Origin of the sequence: Chromohalobacter marismortui (assembly GCF_004364315.1) — a bacterium.
Classification (GTDB): domain Bacteria; phylum Pseudomonadota; class Gammaproteobacteria; order Pseudomonadales; family Halomonadaceae; genus Chromohalobacter; species Chromohalobacter marismortui.
Genome location: NZ_SOBR01000001.1, coordinates 722,696 through 734,844, shown reverse-complemented (window position 1 = coordinate 734,844; position 12,149 = coordinate 722,696). Strand labels below are relative to the sequence as shown.

At 58.7% G+C, this 12,149-nt stretch carries 12 protein-coding genes; 2 read left to right on the top strand and 10 right to left on the bottom strand.

Annotated features, from left to right (window positions below):
- Positions 1 to 38 precede the first annotated feature (38 nt).
- Entirely contained in the window at positions 39 to 962 is a 924-nt protein-coding gene (locus C8E00_RS03255) for a LysR family transcriptional regulator (RefSeq protein ID WP_133694412.1), read from the bottom strand.
- A gap of 302 nt (positions 963 to 1,264) precedes the next feature.
- Between C8E00_RS03255 and ppnN the strand changes: the two genes are divergently transcribed.
- Entirely contained in the window at positions 1,265 to 2,629 is a 1,365-nt protein-coding gene (ppnN, locus tag C8E00_RS03250; RefSeq protein ID WP_133694410.1) for a nucleotide 5'-monophosphate nucleosidase PpnN, read from the top strand.
- A gap of 184 nt (positions 2,630 to 2,813) precedes the next feature.
- The gene (locus C8E00_RS03245) at positions 2,814 to 3,947 is read left to right on the top strand and encodes an alkene reductase (protein ID WP_133694407.1); all 1,134 of its coding nucleotides are present in this window, start codon (positions 2,814 to 2,816) and stop codon (positions 3,945 to 3,947) included.
- A gap of 108 nt (positions 3,948 to 4,055) precedes the next feature.
- On the opposite strand, the gene C8E00_RS03240 is transcribed toward C8E00_RS03245, so the two are convergent.
- From C8E00_RS03240 to thrS, 9 genes are all read right to left on the bottom strand, one after another.
- Complete coding sequence (locus C8E00_RS03240; protein WP_133694405.1) at positions 4,056 to 4,433, bottom strand: hypothetical protein; 378 nt, start codon at positions 4,431 to 4,433, stop codon at positions 4,056 to 4,058.
- The gene (locus C8E00_RS03235) at positions 4,433 to 4,894 is read right to left on the bottom strand and encodes a flavodoxin domain-containing protein (protein ID WP_133694403.1); all 462 of its coding nucleotides are present in this window, start codon (positions 4,892 to 4,894) and stop codon (positions 4,433 to 4,435) included. Before C8E00_RS03235 ends, C8E00_RS03240 begins: the two co-directional genes overlap by 1 nt.
- A 162-nt stretch (positions 4,895 to 5,056) precedes the next feature.
- Positions 5,057 to 5,365 (bottom strand): integration host factor subunit alpha, encoded by a 309-nt coding sequence (gene ihfA, locus C8E00_RS03230; RefSeq protein WP_133694401.1) that lies wholly within the window; start codon positions 5,363 to 5,365, stop codon positions 5,057 to 5,059.
- Positions 5,366 to 5,393: 28 nt separating this feature from the next.
- The gene (gene pheT / locus C8E00_RS03225) at positions 5,394 to 7,775 is read right to left on the bottom strand and encodes a phenylalanine--tRNA ligase subunit beta (RefSeq protein WP_133694398.1); all 2,382 of its coding nucleotides are present in this window, start codon (positions 7,773 to 7,775) and stop codon (positions 5,394 to 5,396) included.
- A 26-nt stretch (positions 7,776 to 7,801) separates the two neighbouring features.
- Entirely contained in the window at positions 7,802 to 8,821 is a 1,020-nt protein-coding gene (gene pheS, locus C8E00_RS03220; protein ID WP_133694396.1) for a phenylalanine--tRNA ligase subunit alpha, read from the bottom strand.
- Between the two features lie 148 nt (positions 8,822 to 8,969).
- On the bottom strand, positions 8,970 to 9,323 hold the full coding sequence (gene rplT, locus C8E00_RS03215) for a 50S ribosomal protein L20 (RefSeq protein ID WP_133694393.1): 354 nt from the start codon (positions 9,321 to 9,323) through the stop codon (positions 8,970 to 8,972).
- A 52-nt stretch (positions 9,324 to 9,375) separates the two neighbouring features.
- Positions 9,376 to 9,570 carry a 50S ribosomal protein L35 gene (gene rpmI, locus C8E00_RS03210; RefSeq protein WP_133694391.1) on the bottom strand — a complete coding sequence of 65 codons (195 nt, stop codon included), beginning with the start codon at positions 9,568 to 9,570 and terminating at the stop codon, positions 9,376 to 9,378.
- A gap of 82 nt (positions 9,571 to 9,652) precedes the next feature.
- On the bottom strand, positions 9,653 to 10,192 hold the full coding sequence (gene infC, locus C8E00_RS03205) for a translation initiation factor IF-3 (protein WP_279586103.1): 540 nt from the start codon (positions 10,190 to 10,192) through the stop codon (positions 9,653 to 9,655).
- 37 nt (positions 10,193 to 10,229) lie between these two features.
- Complete coding sequence (thrS, locus tag C8E00_RS03200) at positions 10,230 to 12,125, bottom strand: threonine--tRNA ligase (RefSeq protein ID WP_133694386.1); 1,896 nt, start codon at positions 12,123 to 12,125, stop codon at positions 10,230 to 10,232.
- Positions 12,126 to 12,149: the final 24 nt, after the last annotated feature.

The window sequence follows — 12,149 nt, the reverse complement described above, 5'->3', positions numbered from 1 at the left end:
CCGTTTGAGTCGCGGTCGTCACACTCGGCTACTTGCCGTCAGACGCCATCCTCGAGCGGCGGTGCCTCGGCATACCCATAGAGTACATTGCGGCGCTGCAAGCGAAACTCGCCAAGCAATTGCTCGTAACGCCGCGGCATCTCGACGCCACGCTTGGTCACGACATACAACATTTCGTATACCGGTTCAGTCACGGGCAACTCCTTGACCTGACGCTGCCAGGGCGACGTCTCGAGTACGGTCCGCGGGATCACGGTGAAGCCCAGTCCACGCGCCACCGCGTCAAGCACCATGCTGATCTCGTTGGAGAAGCCTTGCTGTGGAAAGTGGCTCATCGAGCGGAATTCCCCGGCAAAATTGCGCCGCAATAGCAAGCTGGCGTTATTGATGCCGTCGGAATAGTTCATGAAGCCCAACGCCATGAGCTCGCTGATCGTGGTGCCGGCGAAGTCCGCCGGGACCACCAGGCATAGCGGCTCCTGATGCCAAGGCTCGAAATTGAGATCGGGATGTTTGGTGATGTCAGTGACGATGCCTACGTCGAAACGCCCGGCGAGTACCGCGTCGACGATCTCGCCGTTGAAGGCAAAATCATACGTCACCGTCAGCCCCGGGTGCATCTGCTGATAGCCCAGAATGAACGGGTAGAACATCAGCCCCACGCTGCCCGGCGATGCCACGCGGCACTCTCCGGTGTCCGGCGAATCGTTGTCCAGCGAGTGACGAAACTGTTCATGCTCCGCAAACAGCTTGACGGAATAGTCATACGCACGTCGGCCCGCCTCGGTCAGCGTGAAACGACGCCCGTGCCGCTGCAGCAGAGACTTGTCCAGGTAGCGTTCCAGCTTGCGTATATGCTGACTGACCCCGGGCTGGGTCATTTCCAGCTTGCGTGCGGTATGCGTGAAGCTACCCGTTTCGACAAGCGTGATGAAAGTTCGGAAATATTGCGCGTTGAACATGAAGTGAGGGTCCACCGGCTGGCGTTTCGGGGCGGCTGCTCAGGGTACCAAAGCCATGACACGATCAACGAAGGTTAGCGTGGCAATAACCGTGGCTCCGGAGTTTTTGATAATGTCATCATAGCAAATTATGCACCGCCGCACACCGCTGCGTGACCGAGGATCGCGTGTTAGCATCGCATCCTGAATCAGCATCTGGACAGCGCCACGCACGGACCTCACGCATGACGCGTCAATGGCCGGCCGCCCGCCCCTCATGCTGAGATTTTCCTTCGGCCTCGGGCCGCCACCAGGATGCGTTAATGCCCCAGAAGCTTTCCACCATCATTTCTCCCGAAGGGAGCCTGGAAGTCCTTTCGCAGCAAGAGGTCAACCGCCTGCGGGGCACCTCCGCCAACGGCCTGCACGATCTGTTGAAACGCTGCTCGCTAGCCGTGCTCAATTGCGGAAACCCCACCGATGACAGCCGCGCGCTCATGCAGGCGCACCACGACTTCGAAATCGAAGTATTGCAGCAAGATCGTGGCATCCGCCTCAAACTCGACAACGCCCCGCACAGCGCCTTCGTCGATGGACAAATGATCCGCGGGATTCGCGAGCATCTTTCCGCCGTGCTGCGCGACATCGTCTATGTTCACAACGAAATCCAGCACACCCCCAAATTCGATCTCCAACGCGGCGAAGGCATCACCAATGCCGTTTTTCATATCCTGCGTAACGCCGGCACGCTGAAAGCGTCACGCGAACCCAGCCTCGTAGTGTGCTGGGGTGGGCATTCCATCACCCGCGAGGAGTACGATTACAGCAAGGACGTGGGTTATCACCTCGGGCTGCGCGATCTCGACATCTGCACGGGATGCGGCCCCGGTGCCATGAAAGGTCCCATGAAGGGCGCTAATGTCGCGCATGCCAAACAGCGCCGTCATGATGGTCGTTACCTGGGCATTTCCGAGCCTGGCATCATCGCCGCGGAATCGCCCAACCCCATCGTCAACGAGCTGGTCATCATGCCGGACATCGAGAAGCGTCTCGAGGCCTTCGTACGCGCCGGGCACGGCATCGTGATCTTTCCCGGCGGCGTGGGAACTGCCGAGGAAATCCTTTATTTGCTGGGCATTCTGCTGCATCCGGACAACGCCGATATCCCCTTCCCGATCGTCTTTACCGGCCCCAGCGACAGTGCCGATTACTTCAAGCGTATCGACGAATTCCTGGCCTTCACCCTGGGTGAGAAAGCCCGTGACCGTTATCGGATCATCATCGACAATCCCGCTGAGGTCGGGCGTGCCATGCGTCGAGGCGTGGACGATGTAGCCGCATTTCGACGCAGCCAGAACGACGCCTTCTATTTCAATTGGCGGCTCAATGTCGACACCGGATTTCAACTGCCTTTCGAGCCCACCCACGACAGCATGGCCGAGCTCGCCTTGCATCGCGAACAGCCGGTGCATGAACTCGCGGCAAACCTGCGGCGCGCTTTTTCGGGCATCGTCGCCGGCAACGTCAAGGAAGAAGGCATACGTGCCATCGAAGAGCACGGCCCCTTTCGTTTGCATGCCGAACCGGACTTGATGTCACGCCTCGATGCACTTTTGACGTCGTTCGTGGCCCAGGAGCGCATGAAACTCCCCGGCAGTGAATACGTCCCCTGTTATACGCTGGGCTGAGTCCGACACCAACGACGCCGCATGGCAACGATAGCGTCAGTCTCTATATATGTCGCTTATGAGGTTGATCGATTCACGCAATTGTTAAAATGCTAACAGAGTTCTAGACTATTCGGTGTTCGCGGGCCCCAGCGGTGGCCCGCGTTTTCTTTTATTTACCGCCTGCCTGCAAGGAGAGCGCCGCATGGCTTCACTTTTCGAACCTTTCGATCTCAATGGCACGCGTTTGAACAATCGCATCGTGATGGCGCCCATGACGCGCTCACGTGCGCCCGAGGACATCCCCACCGAGATGGGTGCCCTCTATTATCGTCAGCGGGCCAGCGCCGGCCTGATCATCTCCGAAGGCACGCCCATTTCTCGGCAAGGCCAAGGGTATCTCTTCAATCCAGGCATTTTTGGCCCCGATCAGTTGGCTGGGTGGGCCAAGGCCACGCGGGCCGTGCACGAACGTGGCGGGATCTTCTTCGCTCAGATCTGGCACGTGGGCCGCGTATCCCACACGACCGTGCAAGTAGCTGGCGCCTCCCCAGTTGGCCCCAGTGACCAACAGGGCGGCATGGCTTTCGGCTATAACGAGGATGACCAGCCGGACATGCTCAAGGCCAGCCAGCCGCGCCGTCTCGATACCCATGAAGTACACGATATCGTACGTGACTTCGTGCAGGCCGCGGTCAATTCCCGCGAAGTCGGCTTCGATGGCGTCGAAATTCACGGTGCCAACGGCTACCTCTTCGAGCAATTCCTCAACCCCGGCGTCAACGACCGTAACGACGAATACGGCGGGTCGCGCGAAAACCGCTGCCGCCTATTGCTCGAGGTCGTCGATGAAGTCAGCAAGATGATTGGCGCACGGCGCGTCGGGGTGCGCCTGTCACCGTTCGGCACGCTGTTCGACATGCCGGAATACGAAGACAACGGCGAAACCTATCTCCATCTGGCACGTGAGTTCAACAAGCGTGGCCTCGCCTACGTGCACTTGCATGACCAGGGTGGACAAGGCATGCCACCGATGCCGCGCGACTACCTGCGCCAGTTCCGTGATGTCTATCAGGGCAACCTGCTGCTTGCCGGCAACCTCGATCAGGCGGAAGCCGAAAAACTGGTGAATGAGGGCACCATCGACCTCCCGGTGTTTGGTCGTTATTTCACATCGAACCCAGATCTGGTCGAGCGGATGCAAAACGGCTGGCCCCTGGCGGATTTCGACCCCAGCACATTTTATGGAGGCGATGCGCGCGGCTATGTGGACTTTCCCACCTATCCCGAGGAACAGGCGCGCCTGGCGCGCGAAGAGATGATTCGCGAAAAATCCTGACAAGGGATGGAGCATACTCTCGAGACGAAAACCCCCGATCCTGTAGATCGGGGGTTTTGCGTTCAAACCAGGTTCGGCTCAAGATTCAGCACGCCGTGCAGAGAAGACTCACCGCCGAGCGCGCCAGCCTGTCGAGATCGCATGAAGCAGCAAGCCCGCTGTAGCACCATGCGACAGCACGGTTGCCCACTCAGTCCGGGCGCTTGCCAGGCCATAATGCCATAGGGCCATGATCAATCCCCCAGCCACGAACGCGACGACTAACCACTTGAGCCGTGCAGGTAACAGCTCACGCTGCTTTTTCGTCATGCGTCGCCAGTAGGCGATGATGACGACAGCCAAGCCCGCCGCCACCATGGCCAGCAAACCACTGTGAGTGTCATAGCCCCCCAGTTGATAGCGTGGCCATGAGCACAACGTCACGAGCAAAAGCCCGATCATGACGCTCAAGCGTGCAGCAGAAGGTGACGCCGCCGTGTCGCTCATCACGTAACCTGCAAGTCTTGCTCGTCGATCCATGACTCGACCCAGGGGATGGCGGCATCATCGGCCATGAACGTCTCCATGGCATCGACTTCCAAGCGCTCGCCCAAACGCTGGGCGCCCAAATCCTCCAACAAGGCATCCAGCGCACGCCCCGCACCGCAGAACGTCTCGCCATAGGAGCTATCGCCCAGCGCGATCAGCCCATAGCGACACTGATTCAGCGCAGGTGGCGATTCACGCAGATCGCGAGCGAAGGGCACGAAATTGCCGGGGAAGTCACCGCTACCGGTCGTGGAGACACAGAACAAGGCGAGATCAGGCAAGGGATCGAGGTCGTTCAGGGTCGGTTGCTCTACGATCGTCACGTCGTAGCCGACTTGCTCGAAAAGCGGCGCCACTTGTTCGGCAACGTCGAGGGCGCCACCGTACATGGTGCCTACGAAAATTTTGATGCTTGGCATGCAGTTCAGTCGTCGATTTCACTGTAAATGTGCGCGCCATGTTAGCACATGCATGGCACGTCGTTAGCGTTTGAAATGAAGATGAACGGCACAATCCCGGGCACTCGCCAGGACGCGAGATGACCCGAGACTGTGTCGGTGCATGAGCAAAACGCTGCAGCGTCAGTGAATGACGTCCGTGTCGTCGAAATCCTCGACCCGCGCCTTGAGCTTCTGTCCGGGACGAAAAGTCACCACACGACGCGCCGAAATAGGTATTTCTTCGCCGGTCTTGGGATTACGTCCCGGACGTTCACGCTTGTCGCGCAAATCGAAGTTCCCGAACCCGGACAGTTTGACCTGCTCGTTTTCGCGTAGGCAGCTGCGAATTTCTTCGAAAAAGGCTTCGACCATCGACTTTGCTTCGCGCTTGGAAAAACCCAGCTCGGCATGCAGATGTTCGGCCAAATCCGCCTTGGTCAGCGCCCCCATGCTTTCATCCTCGTAACGGCTGATGGGATTAACTCCTCAAGACCGCCGCGAAGCGCGTTTTCGCTTCGCTGACGATGGCATCGACTAACTGATTGATTTCATCGTCATTCAGCGTGCGCGAAGGATGCTGCCAGGTCAAGCCCAAGGCAAGACTCTTGTGGCCTTTTTCGATTCCTTCACCTTGGTAGACGTCGAAAAGCCGCATGTCGACCAGCCATTCCCCAGCCTGCTCACGAATGACGTCCATCAGCGCCATGACCGGCACATCGTCACTCACGACCAGGGCAAGATCGCGACGCACGTCCGGATGCCGCGACAGCGGTTTGAAAGACGGCAGTGTGCCTTGGGTCAGTGCTTCCAACTCGAGCTCGAAGACAACGGCATTCGTCTTGATGCCCAAACCGGCACGCACGCCGGGGTGCAAGGCCCCGACCCAGCCCACATGACGCCCGTGGCACAGGATGCGAGCCGTCTGCCCGGGATGAAGCCCCGGATGCTCGCCAACCTCGAAACGCCATGCGTCAGGCTGCTGGGTCAACGCCATCAAGCTTTCCAGGTCTCCTTTGAGGTCGAAGAAGTCGACGCCCTCACGAGAAGACGACCACCCTTCCGGCTGCCTCGGGCCACATACGATTCCCCCCAGCATCGCCACCTGTTCGAGTTCATCCAGCTCGCCACGAAACACGAGTCCCGTTTCGAACAAGCGGATACGCGATTGCTGGCGGTTGAGATTGTGACTCAACGCCTTGACCAATCCAGGCAACAGGCTCGCCCGCATGACCGACATATCGGCCGAAATGGGGTTGGCCAGATACGGAGCCGACGCACCGGGGATCAGCATTTCCTGCAGTTCGGGCGCGACGAAGCTATAGGTGATCGCTTCTTGATAACCGCGTGCCACCAAATGTCGGCGCAAACGCGCCAACGGCTGACGCGCTTCATTGGAGGCGCTGAGTTTCAGACGCGCGGAAGGACGTCGCACGGGGACCTGATCATAACCATGGATACGCGCCAATTCCTCGATGAGATCTTCCTCCAGCGAGATATCGAAACGCCAGCTGGGTACCGTCACCCGCCAACCGGCATCGATGGCGCTGACACGCATGCCCAGACGCGACAAAATATCCACGACATCGTCATCGGTCATGACCAGGGCCAGGCATTGATCGAGACGCTTGCGACGCAGGATCACCGCATGACCCAACGGTAAATAATCGGGGCTCGTGACGTCGGTCACGGGGCCCGGCTCGCCGCCGACGATATCCAGCAGCAACTGCGTGGCACGCTCGATGGCGACTTGCGCTAATTGTGGGTCGACGCCGCGCTCAAAACGATGCGATGCATCGGTATGCAGGCCATAGGAACGTGCCTGCCCCGCCACCGCCAGGGGAGAGAAAAACGCCGACTCCAGAAAGATATCGCGTGTCGAGGCATTGACGCCGGAGGATTCACCGCCCATGACACCGGCAATCGCCAACGGTTGCTTGGCGTCGGCGATCACCAGAGTGCCTTCGCGCAGGGCAATTTCCTGACCGTCGAGCAGCGTCAAGCGTTCGCCATCTTGCGCCTCGCGCACCACGATGCTGTCATGCAAACGCGCCAGGTCGAAGGCATGCATTGGCTGCCCGAGTTCGAGCATGACGTAATTGGTGACGTCGACGATCGGGTCGATGGCACGCACCCCGCTACGCCGCAGGCGCTCGGTCATCCATAACGGTGTAACCGCCGAGACGTCGACGCCCCGAATGACACGTCCCGCGTAACGCGGGCATTGCGCCGGTGAGTCGACGCGTACCGGAAACGTCGCTTGATGGGTCGCCGTGACGACATCGCTGTTCGGCGTCGTCACTGGCAGACGGCTCAGCACGCCAACCTCACGCGCCATCCCCTTGAGACTCAGGCAATCGCCACGATTGGGGGTCAAGTCCACTTCGATGGCATGATCATCCAGCGCCAACCAGTCGCGCAGAGACACGCCAATGGGCGCCTCATTGGACAACACCCAAATGCCTGCCGAGGTACCTTCTTCCAGTTCGAGTTCAGAAGCCGAGCAAATCATGCCGCGTGATTCCACGCCGCGGAGCTTGGCTTTCTTGATCTTGAAATCGCCAGGAAGCGTTGCGTTCACCCGAGCGAACGGCACTTTCTGTCCAACCGCAACATTGGGCGCGCCACACACCACTTGAACCGGCTCATCACTGCCGTCATGCACCTGGCAGACGTTCAGCTTGTCGGCACTCGGATGAGGCTCCTTGGCCACCACCTCGGCGACGACGACACCTTCGAAGTCGCCCGCTACGGCCTCGATAGCATCGACTTCCAGCCCCGCCATCGTGATCTGGTCAGCCAGCGCCTGCGTCGTGAGATCGGGCGACACCCAATCGCGCAACCATGTTTCGGAAAATCTCATGTTTCTTCCTGTGTCCTAGTCGCTGATCAGCCGAACTGGCGCAAGAAGCGCAAGTCGTTCTCGAAAAACAGCCGCAGGTCGTTGACACCGTAACGCAGCATGGTCAAGCGCTCGGCGCCCATGCCGAAGGCAAACCCCGTATAACGCTCGGTGTCGATACCCGAATGACGGAAAACTTCGGGGTGAACCATGCCACACCCCATGACTTCCAACCAGCCGCTATGGGAGCAGACACGGCAGCCTTCGCCACCACACATCACGCATTGGATGTCGACTTCGGCGGAGGGCTCGGTAAACGGAAAATAGGACGGCCGAAAGCGAACGGCCAACGTTTCACGCTCGAAGAATGCCTTGAGAAAGTCTTCGATGGTGCCCTTGAGGTCGGCGAAACTGACGTCTTCATCGACCAGCAGACCTTCCACCTGATGGAACATCGGCGTATGCGTGAGATCCGAGTCGCTACGATAAACGCGCCCCGGGCAGACGATACGGATCGGTGGCGCCTGTTCCTTCATGGTCCGCACCTGAACCGGCGAGGTATGCGTACGCAACAACCGCGAAGCATCGAAATAGAAGGTATCGGCCATCCCGCGCGCCGGATGCTGCGCAGGAATGTTGAGTGCTTCGAAGTTATGATAATCGTCCTCGATTTCGGGCCCCACGGCCACATCGAACCCGATATGCGCAAACAGCGACTCAATACGCTCGAGCGTGCGCGTCACAGGATGCAAACCGCCCGTCGGCTCGCCACGACCAGGCAAGGTCACATCGATGCGTTCCCGCGCCAGACGCGCTTCGAGCTCAGCATGTTGCAGCGTCTGCTTCCGCGTTTCGAGTTCGTCCGCCAATACCTGCTTGGCCTCGTTGATCCGCTCACCCGCTGTTGGGCGCTCGTCAGGGGGGAGCCGGCCAAGGCTTTTGAGAAGCGCGGTAATTTCACCCTTCTTGCCCAGAAAGCGTACTCGAACCTCGTCGAGCGCCTGGACATCCTGCGCGCCCTCGATGGCGGCGCGAGCCTCGGCGACCAGTTGTGGGAGATGGTCCATCCGTCTAGCTCCGATGCTAAGTGCCCATGATAAGCCACCGCATATAAAACGATGGCCCAGACAAAAAAACAGGGGAAGAGCGGCTGCTCTCCCCCTGCGGCTTCATGCGCATGATGAGACGCTCATGAAAGAACGTCTCACCCGCCCATTACTGAGCAGCCTTGGCCTTGTCGACGATCGCGGCAAAGGCAGCCTTCTCATGGACGGCGAGATCGGCCAGTACCTTGCGGTCGATCTCGATGCCGGACTTCTTCAGGCCGGCGATGAAGCGGCTATAGGACAGACCGTTGGCACGAGACGCCGCATTGATACGTGCAATCCATAGTGCACGAAACTGACGCTTGCGCTGACGACGGTCACGATAGGCGTACTGACCTGCCTTGATGACCGCCTGTTTGGCAACGCGAAATACGCGAGAACGCGCGCCATAATAGCCTTTGGCCTGCTTCAGAATCTTCTTGTGACGACGACGAGCGACGACACCACGCTTGACACGAGTCATGACTTACTCCTGACGTTTGAAATCGAGAACCCGTACTTTTACCTACAAGTACTTAGAGGTTCGGTAGCATGCGCTTGACCAACTGCTTATCGGCATCATGAATCTGCTTCATGCCGCGCAGCTGACGCTTACGCTTGGGCGACTTCTTGGTCAGGATGTGACTGCGGAAGGACTGCTTGTGCTTGAAGCCATGCGCAGTCTTCTTGAAGCGCTTCGCAGCGCCACTGTTACTCTTGATTTTAGGCATGAGGGAAAACTCCACTCGGTTTCTTCAGAAAACCCGGGGCCGGCAGCCGGCAAAACCAACTGCCCGTTAAACCGCCAACGGATCACTTCTTTTTGGGCGCCAAGATCATGATCATCTGACGACCTTCCATCTTGGGGAAGGACTCGACGGATGCCATGTCTTCGAGGTCAGACGCGATCCGTTCCATCAGCTTGCGGCCGATGTCCTGGTGCGCCATCTCACGACCGCGAAAACGCAGCGTGACCTTACCCTTGTCGCCCGCTTCGAGGAAACGAGTCAGGTTTTTCAACTTGACCTGATAATCGCCCTCGTCAGTACCCGGCCGGAATTTAACTTCCTTGACCTGGATCTGCTTGGTCTTCTTCTTCTGAGCGGCTTTCTGCTTTTTCTGCTCGAAGAGGAATTTGCCGTAATCCATGATCTTGCAAACGATCGGATCGGCATTTGAGATCTGCACGAGGTCCATACCCTCAGCTTCGGCACGCTCCAGGGCATCGCTGGTCGGCACGATACCAAGCTGTTCACCGTCGCTGGCGATCAGGCGAACCTGATCTTCGGTAATTCGCTCGTTCATTGGTGGGCGCTTTTCCTGTGGGCGCCCTCTTGGGTTGCTTCTCTTGATGGTTCCGTCTCCACTTTTGCCTTGGAAGATGTCGCTATTACCGCTCGGCCTGCACCTTATCGATGAAAGCGTCCACCGTCACACTGCCCAGGTCTTCGCCGCCGCGTGTCCGAACGGCTACCGAGTCGGCTTCGACTTCCTTATCTCCAACCACAAGGAGATAGGGGACCTTCTGCAACGTATGTTCGCGAATTTTAAAGCCGATCTTCTCATTCCTCAAGTCCGTCTTGACACGCAGACCGAGTTTCTGCAAACGCAGCGATACCGCTTCGGCATGATCGCGCTGTGCATCCGTGATATTCAACACCACTATTTGTAGCGGCGCTAGCCACAGCGGCATGGCTCCCGCGTAGTGTTCGATGAGAATGCCGATGAAGCGTTCCATGGAGCCCACGATGGCCCGGTGCAGCATGACGGGGGCCTGCCGCGACCCGTCTTCGGCCACGTACTGCGCTCCCAGCCGGGTCGGCATCATGAAGTCCACTTGCATGGTCCCCACCTGCCACTCGCGCCCCAGGCAATCACGCATGTGATATTCGATCTTGGGCCCGTAGAAGGCGCCTTCGCCCGGCAGCTCTTCCCATTCCACGTCACAGCGGCTCAGTGCGTTTCGCAACGCTTCTTCGGCGCGGTCCCAATTCTCGTCGCTCCCCAGGCGCTTCTCGGGGCGCAAGGCAATCTTGACGGCGATATCATCGAAGCCGAAGTCGCCATACACTGCCAACGCCTGACGATGGAACGCGGTCACTTCGGCTTCGACCTGCTCCTCGGTGCAAAAGACATGGCCGTCATCCTGAGTAAAGGCACGGACACGCATGATGCCATGCAGAGCACCCGAAGGCTCATTGCGATGGCAACCACCGAATTCGCCATAGCGCACCGGTAGCTCACGATAGCTGCGCAGACCGGAATTGAAGACTTGCACATGCCCGGGGCAATTCATCGGCTTGAGCGCGTACTCACGCTTTTCCGATTCGGTGAAGAACATGTTGTCGGCGTAATTGTCCCAATGGCCGGACTTCTGCCACAACGAGACGTCCATGATCTGTGGGCAGCGAATTTCCTGATAGCCGCTGTCCTTGTACACACCGCGCATGTATTGCTCGACGGTCTGCCACAGCGTCCAGCCACGCGGATGCCAGAATACCATGCCCGGCGCTTCTTCCTGCATGTGAAAGAAATCGAGCTTGCGGGCCAGCTTGCGATGATCGCGCTTCTCGGCTTCTTCCAGCCGCTGAAGGTAGGTCTTCAGAGCCTTCTTATCCGGCCACGCCGTGCCATAAATGCGTGTCAGCATCGGCTTGGAGGCATCCCCCCGCCAGTAGGCGCCCGCCAACTTGGTCAGTTTGAATGCCTTCAAGTGACGAGTGTTCGGCACATGAGGACCACGGCACATGTCGATGTATTCTTCGTGATGGTAGAGACGCACGCTATCGCCGTCGGCAATTCCCTCGACGATCTCCTGCTTATAAGGCTCATCACGCGCGACGAAGGTCGCCATGGCTTGCTCTTTGGTGACGTATTCACGCACGACGTCATACTCACGCTCGATCAGCACCCTCATACGCTTCTCGAGCGTCTCGAGATCATCCGGTGACACCGACTGGCCGAAATCGATATCGTAATAGAAGCCATCGTCCACCACCGGCCCGATCGCCATCTTGGCATCGGGATACAGCTGCTTGACGGCATGCCCCAGGAGGTGGGCGCATGAATGACGAATGATCTCCAAGCCGTCATGATCGCGTGCCGTCAGAATGCTGACCTCGGCATCACGCTCAATCAGGTCGGCTGCATCGACGGCAACGCCATCTATCTTTCCCGCCACGCACGCCTTGGCAAGGCCCGTGCCGATGGATTCGGCGAGCTGCATGACGGTTACGGGTGACTCGAATGTTTTCTGACTGCCATCCGGCAGGGTCACGATGGGCATGCAAGGTCCCTTATATTCAGTGGT

What these genes read in the sequence shown, in the direction of transcription:
- C8E00_RS03240 (WP_133694405.1), bottom strand. Translation starts at nt 4,433, where the DNA reads ATGAGCGACACGGCGGCGTCACCTTCTGCTGCACGCTTGAGCGTCATG.
- pheT (WP_133694398.1), bottom strand. Translation starts at nt 7,775, where the DNA reads ATGAGATTTTCCGAAACATGGTTGCGCGATTGGGTGTCGCCCGATCTC.
- C8E00_RS03255 (WP_133694412.1), bottom strand. Translation starts at nt 962, where the DNA reads ATGTTCAACGCGCAATATTTCCGAACTTTCATCACGCTTGTCGAAACG.
- ppnN (WP_133694410.1), top strand. Translation starts at nt 1,265, where the DNA reads ATGCCCCAGAAGCTTTCCACCATCATTTCTCCCGAAGGGAGCCTGGAA.
- thrS (WP_133694386.1), bottom strand. Translation starts at nt 12,125, where the DNA reads ATGCCCATCGTGACCCTGCCGGATGGCAGTCAGAAAACATTCGAGTCA.
- C8E00_RS03235 (WP_133694403.1), bottom strand. Translation starts at nt 4,894, where the DNA reads ATGCCAAGCATCAAAATTTTCGTAGGCACCATGTACGGTGGCGCCCTC.
- rpmI (WP_133694391.1), bottom strand. Translation starts at nt 9,570, where the DNA reads ATGCCTAAAATCAAGAGTAACAGTGGCGCTGCGAAGCGCTTCAAGAAG.
- pheS (WP_133694396.1), bottom strand. Translation starts at nt 8,821, where the DNA reads ATGGACCATCTCCCACAACTGGTCGCCGAGGCTCGCGCCGCCATCGAG.
- rplT (WP_133694393.1), bottom strand. Translation starts at nt 9,323, where the DNA reads ATGACTCGTGTCAAGCGTGGTGTCGTCGCTCGTCGTCGTCACAAGAAG.
- C8E00_RS03245 (WP_133694407.1), top strand. Translation starts at nt 2,814, where the DNA reads ATGGCTTCACTTTTCGAACCTTTCGATCTCAATGGCACGCGTTTGAAC.
- ihfA (WP_133694401.1), bottom strand. Translation starts at nt 5,365, where the DNA reads ATGGGGGCGCTGACCAAGGCGGATTTGGCCGAACATCTGCATGCCGAG.